Below are 21,246 nucleotides of genomic sequence, written 5' to 3'. Positions count from 1 at the left end.
GAGGATAACATGCACAACAAAGTGATAGATTCGCAACGGGTTTTCCGGAAAATTTTGGACAGTCTGTCCCGCCCGGGGAAAATCGTGGCGCTGGATACGACATTCGCATACAGAACGACGTTATTGGATGAAACGATGGATATACTGATGACCCTGTTGGATAGGGAAGTGACGTTCCACCTGCTTGGCGAGGATGCGGCGACCACCGAAGAAATAGAAATACGCACCTTGGCCCGGTCTGCCCGTTTGGAGGACGCGGATTACATCGTTATCCCGAAGGCAACCGAACAAACCGGTTTAGCCGTCGCTTTCCGCCAAGCCAAAAGAGGCACACTGTTGGACCCGAACCACAACGCGACCGTGATTTTGGAGACGGAAGCCATCTCTGCAGATGCAGCCTATGTCTTGAGCGGTCCGGGAGTAAGGGAGTGCCAATGGGTGGAAATCGCAGCAGCTGAAAGCTGGATAGCGGCACGCAATGAAGCGGTCGCTGAATTTCCCCTCGGAATTGATTGTTTCATCATCGATCAAGGTGGTTTCTGCATCGGTTTGCCGCGGACGACGGTTCTGGAAGGGGTGAGCTAGATGGGCTATGTAGCTGTAAAAGGTGGACAGGAAGCCATTGCGCAATCGAATCTGGGTTTGGCCTATGCGCGCGTCAGAAGCGGTAGGGTTTTGGCTGTGGAAGATATCCTGGCGGGGATGCGTCCGCTGGTCGATCAGGTGATGTCGGAGAGCAGTCTCTACGATGAAGAGTTGGCTGCTCTGGCTATCAAGCAGGCGGGCGGAAGCATGGAGGAGGCGGTCTTTCTCATGCGGGCACACCGTTCGACGCTGTCCCGCTTGTATTACACGACGGCGACAAGCACGAAGGACATGTTCGTGGAGCGGCGGATTTCGGCGTCCTTCAAGGACATCCCGGGAGGCCAACTGCTCGGCATCGCCAATGACTTTACGCAGCGCTTCCTCGATTTCGATCTCCTGATTGAAACGGAAGCGGAGGCAATCCAAAAAGCCGCAGACTACGAAGAACAATCAGCAAATGATGATGTGCCGCTGATGGATCTGCGCCGGTTGCCGAAAGTCGTCGATTACCTGGAGGAGCAGGGCCTGTTCGAAACAGCCCTGTTTGACGACAGCGAACCGGACGACATCACCAAGCACAGCATCCAATTCCCGACTTCCCGGAGTCAGCGTCTGCAATCCTTGACGCGCGGCCAGACGGGGGCGGTCACGTCCTTAGGCTATGCGGAGATCCGCGGCTACGGTGTCGCGAACCACCCGAACATCGGCGAACTTCGGGTCGGCCAACTGCCGCTCCATGTCGCCGATCCGCGCCGCGCGGAGGATGAGGAGGATGCCTATTACATCGGATCGATTACGGTGACCGAAGTCGAGTCCTTTATCCCGATCGATGTGGCGGACGAATCCGGGAAAACGAAGATGAGTTTTTCGATCGGCTACGGGCTGACGTTCGGTCAGAATGAAACGAAGGCCATCGCCATGAGCATACTGGATTATTCATTGGAGCATCCCGCTGAAAACCATCCGACTTCCGATGAGGAGTTTGTCCTATTGCATGTGGATTCCGTCGAATCGACCGGGTTCATTTCACATCTGAAATTGCCGCATTACGTGACCTTCCAGTCGTTGTTGGACGGCATCCGCAAGATCAAAGGAGGAACAGAATGAATTACCAAGGAAATTACGCTTTCCTCGACGAAAATTCCAAAATGGAAATCCGCCGCACAATCTTGAAGGCGGTGGCCATCCCCGGCTATCAAGTGCCTTTCGCATCCCGCGAAATGCCGATCGCCCGCGGTTGGGGGACGGGCGGACTGCAGCTCAGCCTGTCGCTGATAGGCGAGGAAGATGTGCTGAAAGTCATCGACCAAGGATCCGATGAGAGCGTCAATGCTGTCAACATCAAAAAAATGATTGCTGATACGACCGGTGTGGCGACGACGATCCATACCGGAGAAGCGACGCTGATCCAATCGCGCCATAGGATTCCGGAAGTTCCTCTGACCGAGGACCAGATCCTCGTGCTGCAGGTTCCGTTGCCGGAACCGCTGCGGGCGGTCGAGCCTTCGGAACGCAAGACCAAGGCGATGCATGCCTACGGGGAATACAGCGTCTCTTGGCTGCACCTCTTCGAGCAGATCGTCCGCTACGGCAAGACGGCGATGCATTCGGATTATCCCGTCATCGTAAACAAGCGCTACCTGATGGCACCGAGCCCTATTCCGCGTTTCGACAACCCAAAGCTAAACCATAACGAGGGGCTTGTATTGTTCGGGGCGGGGCGCGAAAAGAAAATTTACGCTGTTCCACCTTATACCGATGTCGTATCGATCGATTTCGAGGACCATCCTTTCGAAGTGGAAAGCTTCGCTGGAGCAGCCTGCCGATTGACTGGGCAGACGGATGTCTTCCTTGATGAATTAGTTGATGAAGCGACCGGGGAAACCTATTATCTGACGAATGATCAATCATATCTGTTGGAAACGTTGAATGCAAAACAAGAAACGGCAGCAGGAGGGATCAGACATGACTAAGGAATCACCTGTATTATCTCTGCGCGGCATGAACAAGCAATTCGGTGAAGGCTGTTCCCGTTGCATAGAACAACCGGAAAACCTGGAGATGAATTATTGCCCTAATTGCGGAACTGTCTATGCCTGCCGCGACATTTCCTTCGACCTCTACAAAGGCGAAATCATTGGCATCGTCGGCGAGAGCGGCTCCGGAAAATCGACCTTGATGCGGTCGCTCTATTTCGACAGCGAAGTGAGGGACGGCGAATACCTGCTGGCGGACTACAAAGACGGCCAGGAGAATGTCTTCGGCTCGTCCCTGCAGCAACAGAAATGGATCCGCAATATGCTGCTGGGGATGGTCTATCAGAACCCGCTGTTGGGATTACGGATGGAATTTTCGTCGATCGCCAACATAGCCGAGAAGATGATCGCCGCGAACCACCGCAATGTCGAAGAGATGTTCAGCAGAGGCCATGAACTGTTGGACAAAGTGAACATCCCGACGTTCCGTTCGAGCGAAGCGCCGAAAAATTTCTCCGGCGGGATGCAGCAGCGGGTGCAGATCGCCAAGGCTTTATCGAACAATCCGCCGGTGCTGCTGCTGGACGAAGTGACGACCGGGCTTGATCTCAGCGTGCAGGCGGACGTATTGGATCTCATCAAGACGATCCAACGGGAACTGCAGATCAGCATGATCGTCGTTTCCCACGACCTTGCCGTCATCCGCATGCTCTCCGATCGGACTATCGTGATGTACAACGGCGAAATCATCGAAGAAGGCCTGACCGATCAGGTTCTTGAAGACCCGCAGCACGCCTACACGCAACAGTTAGTCTATTCATTATTATAGGAGGAACGACATGTACATTATCACAAACGGGACCATAGTGCTGGAAGATTCGTTATTGGAGAATGCAGCGCTTCTGATCGAAGGCGACACCATTAAAAAAATCATGTCTAAGCATGAAGTGGAGCAGTACGGATCGGAATACAACGTGCTGGATGCGGATGGCGGGCTGATTGCGCCGGGCTTCGTGGATATCCATTCCGATTACATCGAGACTGTCGTATCGCCGCGGCCGACCGCGATGATGGATTTCAACATCGGTCTGCGCGAAAGTGAGCGCATCCTGATTACGCACGGCATCACGACGATGTTCCACTCGCTTTCCCTCTACAAGGAACAGGACTTCGGGGTGAAGGCGATCCGCCAACCCAAGCACGCGAACCGGCTGATTGAAGCCATCAATGCCACCCATACCAGCGACCACATGATCCGCCACCGCGTCCATGCCCGTTTCGAAATCGACAATGTCGAGATGGTGGAACAGGTCAAGGAGCATATCCGCAACGGCAAAATCCATCTGATTTCCTTCATGGACCACACGCCCGGGCAAGGGCAATACCGCAACCTGGAAATCTACAAAAAGACGATAGCCGGGTATTCGGAATTGACAGATGCGGAGGCGGAAGCTGTGATCGTCAAACGCCAAAGCAAGGAGAAAATCACTTTCGAACAGATTGCGGAAATGGCCGAAGTAGCTCTGGAATACGGTTTGGCTGTCGCTTCACATGATGATGATTCCATCGAAAAGCTGGAATTGGTCAAACGGCTCGGCACGACCATCAGCGAATTTCCGATCACATCGGAAGTGGCGGATGCCGCCCACGATGCCGGCCTGTGGACGATCGCCGGCGCGCCGAACATCCTCTTGGGAGGTTCGCATACCGGCAATCTGAGCGCTGCCCAAGGGATCCAGGAAGGCAACATCTCGATCCTCTGCAGCGACTATTATCCGGCAGCCTTGATCCATGCCATCTATATCATGCATCGTGAGCATGGCATCAGCTTGGCGCGGATGTTCCGCATGCTGACGATCAATCCCGCCAGAGCCGTGAAGATGGACCACGAAATCGGCTCGATCGAGGAAGGCAAGAAAGCCGATCTGCTGCTGATCAAAACGAAGGACAACTATCCGGCCATCACCTCCGTCATGATCGACGGGAAAATCGTCTACAGAACGGAGTATCGCCGATGATCATCAATGAGAAAAGGCTGACGGAAGATCCGACGATCGCTTCCACAGCCAGCTTGACGAATGTCAATTTCGAAAGATATTGCGAAATCGGCCCGCATAATTTCATCGAAAACAGTCATTTCGGGGATTATTCCTATACCGGTCAGTTCTGTTTCGTGCAGAATACCCAAATCGGGAAGTTCGCCAACATCGCGGCAGCCGTTAGGATCGGTCCGACCGATCATCCCTACGAACGCGCTTCGTTGCACCATTTCACTTACCGTCCGCAGATGTACGGTTTCGCCGAAGAGGAGGATACGGCCTTCTTCGACCACCGCCTCAGCCGCATCACAACGATCGGGCACGACACGTGGATCGGCCATGGTGCCATCATCATGCCGGAAGTGACTGTCGGAAACGGCGCCATCATAGGCTCCGGTGCTGTCGTGACGAAGGATATCCCGCCTTATGCGATCGCAGTCGGAGTGCCGGCCCGGATCGTGAAGTACCGTTTCGAGCCGGACACCATCGCCGCTTTGGAGGAAATGCAGTGGTGGGATTGGGAACCGGAGTTGCTCAAGGAACGGTTGGAGGATTTCCGCGGACCGATTGAAAACTTTATCGAGAAATACCAAAAAAAGCCGGCTTGTGCGGAAGAAGGAGGTACCCATGGATAAATTGATTGAACTGCAGGGACTGCAGAAAGCTTTCACGACCCATCACCTGAACCAGACGATGACGGCAGTCGCAGATATTTCCTTCGGCCTGGAGAAAGGCAAGTTCCTCGGCATCGTCGGCAAAAGCGGCAGCGGCAAGTCCACTATCATCAAGTGCATTTATCGGACGTACTTGCCCCAGGATGGACAGATCTACTACGATTCGGAAGCATTCGGGAAAATCGACCTCGTGACCGCCTCGGAAAGGCAAATCATCCATCTGCGCAAAAATGAAATCGGTTATGTATCGCAATTTCTGAGCGTGATGCCGCGCACGACAACATTGGAACTGGTTGAACAGAGCCTGCTGGAGACCGGTGTGGACGAAAAAACCGCCACACTGCGCGCAAAAGAGGCGTTGCGCCATTTCGACATCGCGGAAGCCTTGTGGGACAGCTATCCGAATACCTTCTCCGGAGGCGAAAAGCTGCGCTTGAACATCGCCCGTGCGACCGTCAAAAATCCGCGCTTGCTGTTGTTGGATGAACCAACAGCCAGCCTGGACAACGAATCCAAGCAGAAAGTCCGCGAAGTCATCCAAAAGCTGAAGGCAGGCGGCACGACGCTGTTGGGCATTTTCCATGATCTTGAATTCATGGAAGGCCTTTGCGATTATACCTACCAGATGCAGGAAAGACGAATGGAGGCGAACTAGATGAGAGCAGATCTGCATGTACACAGCGATTATTCGGATGGCTATGACAGCATCGAGACGATTCTCGCTCAGGCAAAAAAGAACGGCATCGAGATGATCAGCTTCGTCGATCACGATACGACTGACACATACCCAAAGGCGAAAAAAGTCGCCGACGCACTCGGCATCATCGTCATTCCCGGTATCGAAATCTCCGCCTATGATTTCAAAAGAAACCGCAAAGTGCATATCCTCGGCTACGGCTACAACTCTCCAGCAATCCACATTAACGATCTTTGCGGGGAATTGCTGAAGCGGCGCGATGACCATTCCTGGATCCAAGTGGAAACCCTGATCGACCAAGGATACACAATCCGGACCAGCAAGTTGAAAAAATCAAAAGGGGAGCAGCCGACCCTCTACAAACAGCACATCATGGAATCCATGACCGATGCACCTTACAGTTCGGCCGAATACAAGACGCTTTACCGCGCGCTCTTCAAAGGGGACGGCATCTGCGCAAACGACATCGAATACATCGACGCGAACCTGGCCGTGAAAGCGATCAAAGCGGATGGCGGCCTGCCTGTGCTGGCGCATCCCGGCCAATTGGACTCCTTTGACATCATCCCTGAACTGATCAAAAATGGGTTGGCCGGACTTGAAATCAACCACCCGGATCATTCGGAAGAGGACCAATTGCGGATCAAAGCACTGGCCGAACAATACGGCCTGTTCCTGACCGGGGGCTCTGACTACCACGGCAACTATTGGATCCCATTGGAAGTGGGGCACACGTTGGCGCCCGATGATGCACTGCATCCCCTTGTTTGGAAACATTAACAGTTTATTAACACAGATTTACATTTGTTTAACCGATAATTTATATCCATATGTTAATTTTAATCTTGTAGGAAAAATAAAAAATCGTTCTGGAGGCTATCATGAAAAACGTATTATCGAAGATCGCACTGCTCTCAATGAGCGCTTTGGCACTTGCTGCATGCGGAACCAGCGGGTCAGCAACAGAAGACTCTTCAACAGGAACCGAATCCACTGCACCCGAAACGACAGGCGAATACACGGACACGATCACGATCGTATGGTACCCGAATGAATCAGGCAATGATATGGAAGCCTCGCGTGAAGCAATCGGCAGCTACATCGAAGAAGCGACAGGTAAAAAAGTCGAGCATCAACTGACGACTGACTATGCCATCGCCATCGAAGCAATCGCAAATGGACAAGCCAATCTGGCCTTCATGGGTGCGCAAGGATATGTCGAAGCCCACGACAAGAACGAAAACGTTATCCCATTGGTGGTGCCATCAGGAGAATCCGGCACGTTGGAAGATGCCATCTACTACAGCTGGATCAACGTCAAAAAAGGCAATGAAGAAGCCTACAGCGACGGCAACGGCGGATACTCATTGGATAACATCCAAGGCAAACGCTTCTCATTCGTTTCCAACTCATCCACTTCCGGTTTCGTAGTGCCGACTTCCGGCATAATCGCGGCTTTCCCTGATGAAGAACTGTCGCAAGAAGCCTTGATGGAGGGCGGAGAAGATAAATTCTTCAGCGAAGTCCTGTTCGGCGGATCGCACCAAGGATCTGCAGTCAACTTGTTGACTGACCGTGCGGACCTGGCGGCTTTCTGTGACACTGCTTTGATCAACTATGTGGAACCGGTCGAAGGCGAAAAGAACGCAGTCGGAACGACATACGCGGTCAAGGAAGACGCAGCTGATCCGTTCACCGGCCTGGCTGGACAAGAATTCGTTTCAATCGCGGTGACACCAGTATTGAACGCGCCGATGGTCATCAACAACGACGTTACTTCTCCTGAAGACCAAGCAGCTTTGGAAGCGATCTTCACGAGCGAAGAAATGAACAACGACCCATCGATTTGGAAAGATCCGGAATCGGAAGAATCTGCTCTGTTCGAAAAAGATGGCGAATCCCAATTCGTGACGGCGGTAGACGCTTGGTTTGACCCGATCCGCGCATTGTCCGAAAACTGAGTCACTGACTAAGGAAACATAAAGGAGAGAAATAGAATGCCATTGCTGGAAATGACCCATGTATCGAAAGAATACACAAAGGGCACAAAAGCATTGTCGGACATTCATTTTTCGGTCGAAGAAGGGGAGTTCATTTCAATCATCGGAAAGTCCGGTGCAGGGAAATCGACTCTCCTTCGCTGTATCAATCGCATGATTGATCCGTCCGAAGGAGTGGTAATGTTCGATGGTGTGGATACCGAAAAACTGAACACGAAAGAGTTGCGCGGACTGAGAAGGCAGATCGGCATGATCTTTCAACACTACAATTTGGTCAACCGCTTGAGCGTGCTGGACAACACTTGCCACGGCCGCCTCGGCTACACGAGCACACTCAGAGGGGTGTTCGGAGCTTTCACGAACGAGGACAAAACGCATGCGGTCACGATCCTTGAACAACTCGGCTTGAAAGAGCAGATCCACCAGCGCTGCGACCAATTGTCAGGAGGGCAGAAACAGCGTGTTGGCATCGCCCGGGCGTTGGTGCAGAATCCGAAACTGATCCTTTGCGACGAACCTATCGCTTCCTTGGACCCGAGCTCTTCGCGCATCATCATGGAATATTTGAAGGACATCAACAAAAAGATGGGCATCACCGTCATCTGCAACCTGCACCAAGTCGATGTCGCCATAGCCTATTCGAAACGCATCATCGGCGTGAACGGCGGCCAGATCGTCTTCGACGGCACGCCTGAAGAATTGACGCAGGAAAAGATCCATGAAATCTATGGTTCCGAAGCCGGGGAACTCATCACCGATATTTCGGCCTAGAAGGAGGACAAGATGCAAGTTACAACGAACCCGCTGCACACGCGCGGAATCAGAAGAACACTCGCCTTCCTGGTGCTGCTGCTGTTGGTGGTGGCAGCCTCCGTACTGTTGGAGTTTGAATATGGGGAAGCGCTCGGTGCCTTCCCGGCTGCGACTGTTTGGCTCATCCAAAACTTTTACCCAAATCAAGCCGCTTGGATCAAGCTCCCGGATATTCTGGAGAAGCTGACGGAAACGGTGCTGATGTCGGTAGCGTCGGCCACTGCCGCGAGCCTTTTCGCCTACGTCTTCGCTTTGTTCGGAGCGGAGGCCACCAAAATGAACAACGGACTGGCTTGGGCGTCCAAGCTGTTCGCTTCCTTTTTCCGGAACGTGCCGGATATCGTCTGGTCGATGATTTTCCTGTTCTCCTTCGGGATGAACATCATGACCGGTTTCTTGGCATTGTTTTTCGTGACATTCGGGACTTTGAACCGCGCGTTCATCGAAACCATCGATGAAACTTCTAAGGATTCTGTCGAAGCTTTGACCGCCACCGGTGCCACCCGCTGGCAGATCATCGGCCAGGCGATTTTCCCGAACAGCATCTCGGGTGTCATTTCCTGGATCCTGTACAGCATCGAAAACAACGTCCGCAGCGCCACTTTGATCGGCATGCTGACCGGATCGGGGATCGGCCATATCTTCAATCTTTATTACAAAAACCTGGATTACCATTCCTGCAGCCTGATTGTGCTCTGCATCATGATCGTTGTGCTCGGGCTGGAAGCCATTTCGAACCAAGTAAGGAGGTCCATCTTATGAGCGATAACGGTTTGCCATTGGAGGCGCTCCTGAACGAGAAAAAACGCAGAAGCGAATCCAAAGAGCCTCAGCTGTCGAATGGAATCGGCCCAAAAAGCAGCCTGCGCAATGTCTGGTTCGTCCTGACAGGTTTGGCGCTCGTCAGTCTGTACGCCTTCGTCAGTTTCGACTACGGGAACATCGATTGGGGACTTGCGATAAGTGGAACCTTTGCCAACCTGAAGACGATCTTTCTGGAAGCGGAATTGAGCAGCATCAGCCTGACAGATGCCCTGCTGCAGGTGCTCATCACCTTTGCGATCGCCTTTTTGACGACCGTGTTCTCCGCCGTTCTGTCGGTCGTTTTGGGATTGTTGGCTGCACGGAATCTGGGCGGCAAGCGGTCCTCTGCGTTGATCAAAGGGTTTGTCGCACTGATCCGCGCGATCCCTACCGTCATGTGGGTGCTGATCTTTGCCATCGTATCCGGTTTGGGCAGCGTTGCAGCAGTCATCGGCATCTCCTTCCACTCGTTGGGCTACTTGACGAAGATGTTTTCGGAAAGTTTTGAGGAAATGGATGGCGGCGTCATTGAGGCATTGAAAGCTACCGGAGCCAGCTGGTGGGAGATTGTCTTCCAAGGCGTATTGCCGACCACGATCCGTTCGCTGGTGGCTTGGACCTTCATGCGCTTCGAAATCAACTACATCGTGGCTTTGGGCATGGGGGCGGCCGCAGGCGCTGGCGGGATCGGCTTCAACCTGTTTATGGCCGGAAATTTCTACTACAATATGCGGGAAGTCGGGGCTGTCACTTTCCTGATCCTTTTGACATGCTTCTTGCTTGAGGCTGTTTCCGTAAGGATCAAGAGAAGCCTGGCGACGAAATAAGCTTCGGAATGAGGAAAGCAGTGATGAAAAAATATTTGAAATGGTTATTCCCGCTGGCGTTTTTGTGGGTGTTGTTCGGTCTGACGACTGCATCGGGGAAAAGTTACCAATATATCTATGGACCGGGAGAATATGCCGAAGTGATGGGTCAGGATATCGCCTATATTTACTTTGGCCGGGACACGAGCATCGACTGCCGCACCTTCGAGCCACTTTTGGAGAAAGCCATCGCCGAAACGGATGCCATCGTTTACCACTACGACACGGACGAGCATAAAGCCGATGAAGATATTCAGGACATTCTGGATGCTCATGAGGTCGTGACATTACCGAAATTGGTGAAGCTCGAGAAGGGCGAAATAGTAGACTATGTTGACCACGCGGATTCGCAGGCCGCGATTACGGCACTTTTGGCTGAAGGCGAATAGGGTCCGTATTCTGTTCGGATCAGTCACTTGTGCAGTAAGGAAGACGCTCTTATAGGGCGTCTTTTTGTTTGCAGTGAAAAAGGAATACGGCTATCTCGGGAACATCGGGAACAGCCCTGTATTTGCGCCGTTTCAGCTCCTTTCGGCTGCCATCGTATTGATGGTCGTGCGGATGCGGAAGTGATAAAATAAGCATGAGACAATGGGCTTCAGAAAAGGAGACGTGGAGAAAATGAGCTTTGTGATCGAAATGGTGGAAACGCAGGAACAACCGACTTTAATTTTGAAAACGGTTACTCCGGTAAGTGAGCTTCCGAAAATATTGGGGAAGTCCTTCATGGACATCGTCACGTACATCATGGAGTTGGGTGAACAGCCGGTTGGCCCGGCTTTCGTCGGCTATTTCAACATGGATATGGAAAGGCTCGAATTGGAAATCGGTTTTCCGGTATCCAAAGCGCTGCCCGGCAAAGGCGATATCCTAGCCGGAAACATCCCGGCCGGAAAACAGGTCACGTGCATGTACAAAGGTCCGTATAGGGAGATGCCGCCCGCTTATGAGGAAATCCAGAAATGGATCAAGGATAAAGGCTACAAGCCGCTTGGTCCGGTCTATGAACACTATTACAATTCTCCGGAAGAGGTTCCCGAAAGCGAACTGCTGACGAAAATCGTATTCCTGGTGGAGTGAGAATCCGCCAATCCCTATTTAAAAAATGAGGCGATAACATGACGGACGTAATAATCAACAAAGAAGTGGAAGCATTTTTTGCCGGGAAACCTGAAGTGAGAGCATTGTTCATGGCGGTAGAAAGGAAAATCCGGGCGATCGGACCAGCCATCATCACGGTGACAAAGACCCAGATTTCTTTTGCCACGCGGACACAATTCGCTTGGGTCTGGATGCCCCAGCCGACGGACAGAAAGCGGCCGTTGCACAGCCTAGTGCTGAGCTTCGGCTGCGGGCGCCAGATTGTGCATGATCAGATTGTCGAAGCCATCGAACCGAACCCCGGCAGATGGACGCACCACGTCATCATCGCGGAGGAAGCGGATCTGACGGCGGTTGTCGATGCTTGGCTGCGGGAAGCGTACCGGTTCTCGGAAACGCGGGGCCGGCAGCCTGGTTCAAAGATATAAGCAACCGCAAAGCGAGCGCAAGGGGGAAACATCATGAGTGAGACGCATCTGCACAAAGGACGCCAGACAGTCAAATTGGGTTTGATCAAGGTTGTGCATGAACTCTTTCCGGAGGAGACACTGAAGACATCCTATTCCATTTTGGAAGGGGTCTTCTGCAACCTTTACGGATCGATTCTGTCGACAAGGGAAGTGAAGCAGATCGAATGGAAATTGCGGGAGTGGGTCAAAAAAGACAGCAGCATCGTGTTGCTCCGGAAAGAAGGCGGCTATTACCATTATCAGGTGGGTGATATCATCGTGAAGGCCGTCTATCCGGCTTTTACGGATACCTTCCTCGTGGAACCATTTACCATTCTGCCGTTTTCCTATGGGTTCATCGTGGATTTCGGGGACATCGACAAAGGCAGCGACAGACCACTGATTCCGCCGGTGCAGCTATCTGCTGCGTTCGAAAAGAATCAACGATGGATGGATAATATCAACATTGAACAGGTTCAAGACGTGAATGACTATATCCGATCCGGCCGCACGATGAAGTTGGTCAGCATCGCCGAAGCTTTGCATGAAAAAGAAATTTCCATCATTGCGGACGCCATCCTGCAGCATCGGCGCGCTTTGCGCCTACTTTTGGTTTCGGGGCCTTCCTCTTCAGGGAAAACCTCCTTCACCCAAAGATTGTCGACGCAGCTGGAAGTGAACGGGCTGAAGCCGATCGCACTGTCTTTGGACCATTATTTCGTGGACAGGGAGCATACGCCTCGGGATGCAGACGGAAAATACGACTTCGACAGTATGGAGGCGTTGGATCTCCCCTTGCTGAAGCAACAAATCGCGCAGCTTATCGCGGGTGAGCGAGTAGCTGTTCCTCAATTCGACTTTGTCACCGGCAAGCGTCTGATTGAATATAAACCGATGCAGGTCGGTCCATCGGAGATCCTTATCATTGAAGGCATCCATGCGCTGAATCCGGAATTGGTCACGAGCATCAACCGCAACCTCATCTATAAAATCTACATCAGTGCACTCGGCGGCCTCAATATAGATCTAATGAGCCGGGTTCCGACTTCGGAAATCCGTCTGCTCCGCCGTTTGGTCAGGGACGACAAATACAGGGGCGTCACCCCGGAAAATACGATCCACCAATGGGACAGCGTGCGCCGCGGCGAGTACCAGAATATCTTCAAGTTCCAGGAAGAGGCCGACGTCATGTTCAATTCCAGCATGATTTACGAAATGAACGCCTTGCGCCCCTTTGCGGAAACGGCGCTGCAGAAGATTCCTGCCGACAGCCCCTATTACGACACTCGCGAACGGCTGTTGAATCTGCTGAGTTTCTTCGAGCCGCTGGACGTATCAAAAGTGCCGTTCAATTCCATTCTGAGGGAATTCATCGGCGGCAGCATTTATTATGATTGAACCGAAAGAGGAAAGGCCGATGGAAATGAATAGGGAAGAAATCATCGCGTGGCTTCTGGAAGGCGATGCAGCGATTCAATATCAGACAAGGCGCGATCTGTTGCACGAAGACCCGGTCGCTTTGTCCGGTTTAAGGGACAAAATTGCGGAGGAAGGTTGGGGCCGCGCTTTTTTGGAACGGCAACAGCCTGACGGGCATTGGGGCCGTGCGTTCTATCAACCGAAATGGACGAGCAGTCATTACACCTTACTGGATTTGCGGAATTTGTGCGCACCGGTGACACCGGAAATCGAGAAGGCGTTGGAACTCATCCTTGCTACTGCAATTGGACCGGACGGTGGCGTCAATCCGTCGAAAGACATCAATCAGAGCGACGTCTGCCTAAATGGCATGTTCCTGAACTACGCCTGCTATTTCGGTACGGAAGAGGAAAAACTCAAGTCAGTTGTCGATTTCATCCTGAGCCAGCAGTTGCCGGACGGTGGCTCCAATTGCCGCCTGAACCGTTCCGGTGCCCGCCACAGTTCGGTGCATTCCACGCTGAGCGTCCTTGAGGGCATCCGGGAATACATCGCTGCCGGTTATGCCTATCGGTTGGATGAGTTGAAGAAGATGGAAAGCGAAGGCCAGGAATTCCTACTGCGGCATAGGCTGTACAAATCCGACCATACCGGCGCAATCATCCACCCAAGCTTTTTGAAACTGGTCTATCCGCCGCGTTGGCGCTACGATATTTTGCGCGCACTCGATTATTTCCAAAATGCTCTTTTCCCATACGATGAAAGGCTACAGGATGCTTTGGACGTTCTGAACGCTAAACGCTTGCCGGACGGACGTTGGAAAACGCAGGCTCATCATCCCGGCGAGGTGCATTTCTTGATGGAACAGGCCGGAAAGCCTAGCCGCTGGAATACGCTCAGATGCCTGCGGGTGTTGGAATATTATGACAGAGATTGACAGTTCCATGAATAAGCAGAAGCATCCCTGAAATGGAAGGAGAGCTGGTTATGACGGAATCCGGATTTCCCGAGGAGTGGCTCATTTTGCGTAACCCACAGGAATGGCATGACTGGCTGGCGAAAAATTATGACCAAAAAGATCGGATTTGGCTAAAAATCAAAAAAGCCCATGCTAAAGGTGAGGGTATCCTGCTAGCGGAAGCGGTCGAAGAGGCTCTTTGTTTCGGTTGGATCGACGGCAAGATGTACAGTTTGGATGAAGAAAGTTTCATCATTCGCGTCACGCCTCGCAGATCAGGAAGCGTCTGGTCGTTGGTCAACCGGCGGCGTGCGGAGGCTTTGATGGAGGCTGGGAGGATGACTGAGTCTGGTTTGGCAGCGATCCAAGCAGCAAAGGACAGCGGGAAATGGCAAGCGGCCTATTCCTCGAAGGAAGTTCCGGATCTGCCCGAGGAATTGGAGCAGGCATTCAAGGATGACCCAGATGCCCGCGAGCATTTCGAAGGCTGGCCGACCGGCGAAAAGGCCCACTATCTTTTCTGGATCGCCCACGCAAAACGTCCCGATACCCGGCAAAAAAGGATTACCGAAACATTGGAACGGGCAAAAGCCAAAAAAAGCCATCCCCGTGAAGAGGATGACTAAGCTTGATTCTAAGGCTGCCTAAAGCAATTCCTGCGCCAATAGGGAATAGGTTTTGAGCCGCGCCTGTTGGGAATGCGGCATGCTGATGATCATCGCTTCGTCGAATCCGTACTGGTCCTGCAGATTCAGCAATGTTTCACCGGCCTCTTTTGCGGTCCCAAGAATATGCGTTTTGCGGATGTCGTTGATGAGTTGCTTCTCGATTTCCGTCAACGGGTAAGCGGCGGCTTGTTCCGGGGTCATCAGATGGTTGCGCATCATGCCGCGGAAGAGCTGCATTTTGAAGATTGCATACGGCAACTCTTCGTAGAGCGCTTCTTCGCGCGTATCCGCGACGATGGCATGGAAAGCGACGCTGATCTGTTTTTCGGGCATGGCTGCGGACGGAACAAAATGCTGCTTATAGAGATCGAAAATGCTCTTGTCGAGCGTCCCGGTGAAAAACTGCGCGAAGGAATAGCCGACGCCCATTCTACCGGCTTGTACGGCACTATTGCCGCTTGACCCCAACAACCAAGTCTGAGGTATCGTCACAGCGACTGGAGCTGCGGGAGTGTCCCGGTAAAGCGGATCCTGGGGTTTCCGGTCTTCCAACAGATCCAAAATCGTCTGCAGTTTTTCGTAGTGATTATCCAACTGGGGCGTGTTGCCTTGCGCCAATGCGTGCATGGATTGGCGATCGCCTCCGGGGGCACGGCCCACACCCAGATCGATCCGGCCGGGCGCAAAGCCGGACAATGTTTTGAAGACTTCCGCTATTTTCAAAGGGGAGTAGTGCATCATCATGACGCCGCCGGTCCCGACACGGATCCGATCCGTCGCGGCCGCGATGAAGGCGGCGATGATTTCAGGTGCTGCGCTCGCCATCAGTTGGCTGCCGTGATGCTCGGCGAACCAGATGCGTTCGTACCCGAGGTTGTCCCCCAAACGGGCGAGTTCTTTGGCGTTCTGCAGGGACTGCTCGGCAGTGCCTCCTGCGGTGATGTGGACTTGGTCCAAGATACTGAGTTTCATATTTTCCTCCGATTGTTTATTCTGAATAAATTTGTGCAGGCTTTGTACGAAATGCTGATAAGATGACTATAACAAACCCAGTCGGTTGGGACAAAGAATCAGCTTTTAAAATGTAAGCGAAAATAGCGAAAGAAGGGTCGAAAATGAAAGCAATCATAAAAGATGTACTGTCGGGCTTACTTATTTTTGTACTGATTATGGTGTTGGAATTTGCGGTGACGTTGCCGTTCGGGGAGCCTGGCAATGAGAGTGGAGATCTTGCCGTCTATCTGAATCGGGAATTCCTGTTGACCGCAATTCCGGCCGCAATCCTCACTTATACGGCGGCGATGGTCACAAAGGTGCCGACCATCGTCAGCGCCTACCGTAAGAGCATCATTTGGACGGCTGTGGTGTTGGGGTTGTACACGATCATCGCAGTAGGGAACGATAATGTCGGGCCTGTTTTCGGCTCGTACGGCTTCTACATCTTGTTGCTGGGGGTCTTCCTTGGGCCGATCCTGTACGCCAAGTTCAAGAAACTGACTTAACAGAAAAGGAGTGGGAATGTGAGCATCATCCATCATATCGAAATCAATGTCAGCGACTTGGCTGCAAGTAAGGTATTTTGGTCTTGGCTGCTGGAAAAGCTGGGATTCCGCAAATACCAGGAATGGGATCAAGGGTTCAGCTACAGGGAAAACGATACCTACATCGTCTTCGTCCAGACAGCCGACCGCTTCCTGGCCGAATCCTATCACCGCGGCCAGACCGGATTGAACCATATCGCTTTCGCGGCCGATACAAATCATGAGGTGGACGAACTGTACAGGGAACTGCAAAGTCTCGGCATCCCGTTGCTGTATCCCGAAAGGCATCCTTTCGCAGGCGGAAAGGAACACTACGCTGTGTTTTTCGAAGACCCCGATCGGATCAAAGTCGAGGTTGCGGTAAGGTCTCCATTCGGACAGACGAAACACATCCATTAATAGTTAAGATTAAAAAACAGAAAGTGGGAAAGAATATGGAAATCGGCATCATCATCCACTCGTTGACAGGAAATACATTGTCGGTAGCGGAGCGGCTGCAGGAAAGACTGATAGCTGACGGGCATGACGTAGAAATCGAACAGCTCAAGACTATTGGGGAGGAAAACACGAACGAAACCAACAGCGGGAACATCACACTGAAGTCCTATCCGGATCCGCAAGCGCATGATCTCCTGATCATTGCCGGACCGGTTAGAGGAGCTTCGGCTTCCCCTATCCTGAAGCATTATTTTTCGCGGATCGGCCAATTTGAGAATAAGCCGACGCTCCTGTTTGTGACTGAGTTTTTCCCATTCCCTTGGATGGGCGGCAAGAATGCCTTGAAGCAGATGACGGTACTTTGCGCAGAACACGGCGTCGACGTCATCGGCAGCGGCGTTATCAACTGGAAGAATCCGCACCGCGAAAGGCAAATCATAGATTTGCTGCAACAGTTCAGCGAGTTGGCAACGCGGATGGACAAAAAAATAAAATAGGAAGCCGCGCAAGTTATCCGGAAAGGGGCATCAAGAGATGATTACCATCTTCAATCCCGAGGAACAAAAGTGGCCGATTAAGGTGTGGCTGGAGAATGAGGAACAAATGGGTGAGGAATGCCTGCAACAGGCGAAAAATTTGTCGAATCTACCGTTTCTGCATCAATGGGTTGTGCTGATGCCGGATACGCATTCCGGCTATGGGATGCCGATAGGGGGTGTCATCGCTGCCGAAAAGGTCATCATTCCGAATGCGGTCGGGGTGGATATCGGCTGCGGGATGAGCTTTGTCCAGACGAACATCCCGGTCGAACGACTGATTGAAATCGAGACACCGAACGGGAAACTGGCCCAGGCGATTGCGGGCGACATTTTGCGGAACATTCCGACTGGTTTCGAACACCACAAGAAAAAACAGCAATGTGAATCGGTTACCCGCTTCCTGGAAGGACTGACGCCCGAGGAAAAAGAAACGATGCCGCAGGAATTGATGAAGGAACTGGATGACGCAGCTTATCAGGTAGGCACACTCGGAGGCGGCAACCATTTCATTGAACTGCAGACGGACGACCAAGGAAAGCTGGGCATCATGTTGCATTCCGGATCACGCAATCTGGGCTTCAAAATCTGCCATTATTTCAACGATCTGGCCAAGGAAGTGAACAGACAGGACCAGTCTCCGGTCCCTCACGAGTGGGATCTGGCTTATTTTTCCACCGAAAGTGATCTCGGGAAACTGTATCTGCGTTGGATGAAATTGGCGATGGATTTCGCCGAAGAAAACCGCAACCAGATGATGGAGAAGGTGCTCGATATCGTCCGACTCTGGGTGAAAAAGTACGCCGGCATCAACCACGTCAATTTGTCGGATGCCGTCCACTGCCACCACAATTATGCCGCACTGGAAGAACACTACGGCAAAGAAGTCTGGGTCCACCGCAAAGGAGCCATCCGCGCCGGTGCGGGCGAAATGGGCATCATCCCGGGAGCGATGGGAACGTATTCCTATCTGGTGAAAGGCAAGGGCAATCCGGAAAGCTTCCTTTCCTGTTCGCATGGGGCGGGCAGGCGCATGAGCCGTTTGGATGCCAGGGAACAGTTCAGTGTCCAGGACACCATTCTGGATTTGAGGGCTTTAGGCGTTTTTCTGGCGAAAGCCAAACGGACCGACGTCGGCACAGAATCGCGTTTTGCCTATAAGGCCATCGATTTTGTGCTCTCACAGGAAATGGATCTCGTCGAACCGGTTCGCCGCCTCAAGACCGTCGCTGTAATCAAGGGTTGAAAAGAAAAGAGGTACAAAAAATGGAATTGCAGGAAAGGTACATCGCGGCGGGCCTGAAACATATTCCGCCGACCGAAAAGGATGAAGTTGAAAAGGGGATGCGCCGCATCATCGCGGAGCGGCTTGAAGGACGCGGCGATCCTTCCGAAGAGACGGAACGCGAAGTGTTGAGAGGATTGGGGAGTCCAAGGATTCTGGCTGAAAAGCAACTGAAGGAACCGCCCCATCTGATCGGACCTGAATTGTACGGCACCTATATGTTGATTGTTAAAATAGTCATGACGGTGGCGGTCATCGGCACGCTGATTGGGAATACCGTCGATTTCATCGTCAACGGCGAAACCCTTTTGCGTTATCTCGCCCAAAGTTTTGCGGCAGCAATCGGTGTGGCAATCGGGGCTTTCGGATGGGTGACGCTCGTGTTCGCCATCATGGAAAGGACGGCAAAAGAGAAGATTCTGACGGAAATCCAAGAGGACTGGAGCCTGGCTGATCTGCCCGAAAAGGAAGTCCCTCAGAAACCATTCAGTAGGGTCGGGGTCATCGTCGGCATCATCTTCACGGTGCTTTTCATCGTCCTCGTCAACCAATACAGTCATCTGCTGGGATTCTACTATACGCTAGATGGCAATATCCAGGAAATGATTCCGATGTTGAATCAGGAAGTGTTCCGCAGTTATCTTCCTTACATCGACGGCATGTTGGTGATGCAATTGCTTTTCTCCGCTAGCAAGCTCGTTTTCAGGAAGTGGACTTATCCGGTCGCGACCGCAAATCTGATCCTGAATATCCTGTCCTTTCTGTTGTTGTGGTTCATCCTTCGAGATACAGCCATTCTGAATCCCGAGCTCGTCGCGAAAATCGCGGAAGCCACGGATGGGCAAAGGGTACTTAATACTGCATTCAACTCAATCAAAGCTGTCTTCCTTTTCATCTTCCTGCTGGACTCCTTTGAGGGGTTCCATGATGCCTACAAAAATAGCAAAAAGCCGGCCTGAACCGGCAAACAATTGGCACGGGTATGTGAAAAGCGGAACGGATGGTCTATAATGGAATTGCAAACAGAACGGGTTCCCGCTGAGCGGCGGACCGGTATTTTTGGAGGGAACAACTTAATCATGGAACAGTCAAAAGCGAAAGAATACATCCTTTTCAATGAAATCACGAATGAATATCTGACGAGGGTCACCTTTATGGGCAGCACCGTCTACAAGACGACGACACTTGATCTGGCAATGCGTTTCTCCGAACAGGATAAAGAGAACCTTGATGCGATGGGAGCCGGCAATCCGGAAAAGGTGCTGAACAACATCGAAGCGACAGCCTTCGGAAACGACAGTGATGTGAAGGAAACATACAGACTGTCCAATCTGAGCTTGTTGTCGATCAATGACTTGACGCCGGAAGAACGGGCAGCATTCGATCAGGAAATCGAAGAGGGCAAAAAGAAAGCCGCCAGAATCCATTGCTGCCGGATAGTCAGCAGATAGACTACCAAGAGGCAACCAGCAGTAATCAATTAAACCAGTCATTATTCAGGACAGAGCAGTAGGCAAATTTTCAGGTCAGGTTGCACAAGCCAGCCCCGTAAAAAAATTGCTGCTGACTTCGAATGACACTCCTAGACAGATAGTCGAGGAACGCCACCGAAAAGGCAAAAAACGGGCGCTATGCAATCATGTTGCATAGCGCCCGTTTTTTTATTGGATTCAGTTGTTTATTTGCTTGTAGCTACTTCAACGTTTGCTGTTTTCTTGACAGTCGTCACATTGCCCAACGGCAGGACTTCTTCGCCGTAGACTTCATTCAAAACTTGTGCCAAAGCGCCGTAGATTGCTGAGAGTCCGCAGAATATGCCTTCGTAACCAGCGATTCTTGAAATCATTTCATTGCCCGAAAAGTCTCCTAAAGCAAGCAAGAAGAAAAGCAATGTCAAAGAACCGAAGACGATCTGCAGGTTTTTGCTGATGCGCAACGTTCCGACGAACATGCCCAATGTGAACAGTCCCCACATGAACAGGTAAGCGGCCATCGCTTGAGCTGATGCTGCTTCGCCCATGCCAAGGCCTGGCATAACGATCGTTCCCACAAGTGAAAGCCAGAAGAAGCCGTAAGAAGTGAAGGCAGTTGCACCGAAAGTGTTATTTTTCTTGAATTCCATAATACCGGCAATAACTTGCGCCATACCGCCGAAGAAAATGCCCATAGCCAAAATCATCGTGTTCATCGGGAAGTAACCCGCATTGTGGATATTCAACAAGACTGTTGTCATTCCGAAGCCCAATAAGCCAAGCGGCGCTGGATTAGCAGTGAATTCTTTCAAGCTCACGATCGTGTTGTTCTGTGTATTTGATGCGTTTTTCATTAGTAGTCTGTTCTCCTTTGATTTCAAATCTGAAAATAATGTCAGGGTGATTATATCCATATTGATTGCTG

At 51.9% G+C, this 21,246-nt stretch carries 26 protein-coding genes; 24 read left to right on the top strand and 2 right to left on the bottom strand.

Annotation, left to right across the window (positions count from 1 at the left end; all coding sequences use genetic code 11):
• Positions 1-9 precede the first annotated feature (9 nt).
• From phnH to AC0J5I_RS01495, 18 genes are all read left to right on the top strand, one after another.
• Complete coding sequence (gene phnH, locus AC0J5I_RS01580; protein WP_107995590.1) at positions 10-585, top strand: phosphonate C-P lyase system protein PhnH; 576 nt, start codon at positions 10-12, stop codon at positions 583-585.
• Positions 586-1,692, top strand: a complete 1,107-nt coding sequence (locus tag AC0J5I_RS01575) for a carbon-phosphorus lyase complex subunit PhnI (protein ID WP_475302663.1) — start codon at positions 586-588, stop codon at positions 1,690-1,692.
• On the top strand, positions 1,689-2,558 hold the full coding sequence (locus AC0J5I_RS01570; protein WP_107995592.1) for an alpha-D-ribose 1-methylphosphonate 5-phosphate C-P-lyase PhnJ: 870 nt from the start codon (positions 1,689-1,691) through the stop codon (positions 2,556-2,558). The genes AC0J5I_RS01575 and AC0J5I_RS01570 overlap by 4 nt, the downstream gene beginning before the upstream one ends.
• Positions 2,551-3,390 (top strand): ATP-binding cassette domain-containing protein, encoded by an 840-nt coding sequence (locus tag AC0J5I_RS01565; protein ID WP_107995593.1) that lies wholly within the window; start codon positions 2,551-2,553, stop codon positions 3,388-3,390. The genes AC0J5I_RS01570 and AC0J5I_RS01565 overlap by 8 nt, the downstream gene beginning before the upstream one ends.
• Positions 3,391-3,400: 10 nt before the next feature.
• On the top strand, positions 3,401-4,579 hold the full coding sequence (gene phnM, locus AC0J5I_RS01560; RefSeq protein ID WP_475302656.1) for a phosphonate metabolism protein PhnM: 1,179 nt from the start codon (positions 3,401-3,403) through the stop codon (positions 4,577-4,579).
• Complete coding sequence (locus AC0J5I_RS01555; protein ID WP_475302653.1) at positions 4,576-5,235, top strand: LbetaH domain-containing protein; 660 nt, start codon at positions 4,576-4,578, stop codon at positions 5,233-5,235. Before phnM ends, AC0J5I_RS01555 begins: the two co-directional genes overlap by 4 nt.
• Positions 5,228-5,929, top strand: a complete 702-nt coding sequence (phnL, locus tag AC0J5I_RS01550) for a phosphonate C-P lyase system protein PhnL (protein WP_107995596.1) — start codon at positions 5,228-5,230, stop codon at positions 5,927-5,929. The genes AC0J5I_RS01555 and phnL overlap by 8 nt, the downstream gene beginning before the upstream one ends.
• Positions 5,930-6,751, top strand: a complete 822-nt coding sequence (locus AC0J5I_RS01545) for a PHP domain-containing protein (RefSeq protein WP_475302647.1) — start codon at positions 5,930-5,932, stop codon at positions 6,749-6,751. It begins immediately after the preceding gene.
• 101 nt (positions 6,752-6,852) lie between these two features.
• A complete protein-coding gene (locus AC0J5I_RS01540; RefSeq protein WP_234402589.1) occupies positions 6,853-7,932 on the top strand; it encodes a PhnD/SsuA/transferrin family substrate-binding protein in 1,080 nt (359 codons plus the stop codon).
• 36 nt (positions 7,933-7,968) lie between these two features.
• Entirely contained in the window at positions 7,969-8,742 is a 774-nt protein-coding gene (phnC, locus tag AC0J5I_RS01535; protein ID WP_107995598.1) for a phosphonate ABC transporter ATP-binding protein, read from the top strand.
• A gap of 12 nt (positions 8,743-8,754) precedes the next feature.
• The gene (locus AC0J5I_RS01530) at positions 8,755-9,546 is read left to right on the top strand and encodes a PhnE/PtxC family ABC transporter permease (protein WP_107995599.1); all 792 of its coding nucleotides are present in this window, start codon (positions 8,755-8,757) and stop codon (positions 9,544-9,546) included.
• Positions 9,543-10,415, top strand: coding sequence for a PhnE/PtxC family ABC transporter permease (locus AC0J5I_RS01525; RefSeq protein WP_107995600.1), 873 nt, complete (start codon positions 9,543-9,545; stop codon positions 10,413-10,415). The genes AC0J5I_RS01530 and AC0J5I_RS01525 overlap by 4 nt, the downstream gene beginning before the upstream one ends.
• Positions 10,416-10,438: 23 nt before the next feature.
• Complete coding sequence (locus tag AC0J5I_RS01520) at positions 10,439-10,843, top strand: thioredoxin family protein (protein ID WP_107995601.1); 405 nt, start codon at positions 10,439-10,441, stop codon at positions 10,841-10,843.
• Positions 10,844-11,075: 232 nt separating this feature from the next.
• Positions 11,076-11,534, top strand: coding sequence for a GyrI-like domain-containing protein (locus AC0J5I_RS01515; RefSeq protein ID WP_475302633.1), 459 nt, complete (start codon positions 11,076-11,078; stop codon positions 11,532-11,534).
• 38 nt (positions 11,535-11,572) lie between these two features.
• Positions 11,573-11,983: a DUF5655 domain-containing protein gene (locus tag AC0J5I_RS01510; protein WP_107995603.1), complete on the top strand. Its 411-nt coding sequence runs from the start codon at positions 11,573-11,575 to the stop codon at positions 11,981-11,983.
• 33 nt (positions 11,984-12,016) lie between these two features.
• Positions 12,017-13,402, top strand: a complete 1,386-nt coding sequence (locus tag AC0J5I_RS01505; RefSeq protein WP_107995604.1) for a uridine kinase family protein — start codon at positions 12,017-12,019, stop codon at positions 13,400-13,402.
• Between the two features lie 19 nt (positions 13,403-13,421).
• A complete protein-coding gene (locus tag AC0J5I_RS01500) occupies positions 13,422-14,360 on the top strand; it encodes a hypothetical protein (protein ID WP_475302624.1) in 939 nt (312 codons plus the stop codon).
• Positions 14,361-14,410: 50 nt separating this feature from the next.
• The gene (locus tag AC0J5I_RS01495; RefSeq protein ID WP_475302621.1) at positions 14,411-15,007 is read left to right on the top strand and encodes a YdeI/OmpD-associated family protein; all 597 of its coding nucleotides are present in this window, start codon (positions 14,411-14,413) and stop codon (positions 15,005-15,007) included.
• Between the two features lie 18 nt (positions 15,008-15,025).
• On the opposite strand, the gene AC0J5I_RS01490 is transcribed toward AC0J5I_RS01495, so the two are convergent.
• Positions 15,026-16,021 (bottom strand): MsnO8 family LLM class oxidoreductase, encoded by a 996-nt coding sequence (locus AC0J5I_RS01490; RefSeq protein ID WP_475302618.1) that lies wholly within the window; start codon positions 16,019-16,021, stop codon positions 15,026-15,028.
• 143 nt (positions 16,022-16,164) lie between these two features.
• On the opposite strand from AC0J5I_RS01490, the gene AC0J5I_RS01485 reads away from it, so the two are divergent.
• Genes AC0J5I_RS01485 through AC0J5I_RS01460 form a run of 6 tightly spaced genes read left to right on the top strand, consistent with a single transcriptional unit; the run spans position 16,165 to position 20,300 of the window.
• On the top strand, positions 16,165-16,551 hold the full coding sequence (locus AC0J5I_RS01485; protein ID WP_107995607.1) for a hypothetical protein: 387 nt from the start codon (positions 16,165-16,167) through the stop codon (positions 16,549-16,551).
• Between the two features lie 24 nt (positions 16,552-16,575).
• Positions 16,576-16,989, top strand: a complete 414-nt coding sequence (locus AC0J5I_RS01480; RefSeq protein WP_107995780.1) for a VOC family protein — start codon at positions 16,576-16,578, stop codon at positions 16,987-16,989.
• Between the two features lie 35 nt (positions 16,990-17,024).
• Positions 17,025-17,525 (top strand): flavodoxin family protein, encoded by a 501-nt coding sequence (locus AC0J5I_RS01475; RefSeq protein ID WP_107995608.1) that lies wholly within the window; start codon positions 17,025-17,027, stop codon positions 17,523-17,525.
• Between the two features lie 37 nt (positions 17,526-17,562).
• Positions 17,563-18,810: an RtcB family protein gene (locus AC0J5I_RS01470; protein WP_107995609.1), complete on the top strand. Its 1,248-nt coding sequence runs from the start codon at positions 17,563-17,565 to the stop codon at positions 18,808-18,810.
• Between the two features lie 20 nt (positions 18,811-18,830).
• On the top strand, positions 18,831-19,808 hold the full coding sequence (locus tag AC0J5I_RS01465; protein ID WP_107995610.1) for a hypothetical protein: 978 nt from the start codon (positions 18,831-18,833) through the stop codon (positions 19,806-19,808).
• A 51-nt stretch (positions 19,809-19,859) separates the two neighbouring features.
• On the top strand, positions 19,860-20,300 hold the full coding sequence (locus AC0J5I_RS01460; RefSeq protein ID WP_107995611.1) for a hypothetical protein: 441 nt from the start codon (positions 19,860-19,862) through the stop codon (positions 20,298-20,300).
• A gap of 227 nt (positions 20,301-20,527) precedes the next feature.
• Here AC0J5I_RS01460 and AC0J5I_RS01455 read toward each other — a convergent pair whose 3' ends face one another.
• Positions 20,528-21,175: an acetate uptake transporter gene (locus AC0J5I_RS01455; RefSeq protein WP_107995612.1), complete on the bottom strand. Its 648-nt coding sequence runs from the start codon at positions 21,173-21,175 to the stop codon at positions 20,528-20,530.
• Positions 21,176-21,246 lie beyond the last annotated feature (71 nt).

It is taken from the genome of Trichococcus sp. TS_SC_9, assembly GCF_056156325.1.
The sequence above is the reverse complement of the archived record's forward strand: the minus strand, read 5'-3'. Positions and strand labels throughout refer to the sequence as shown.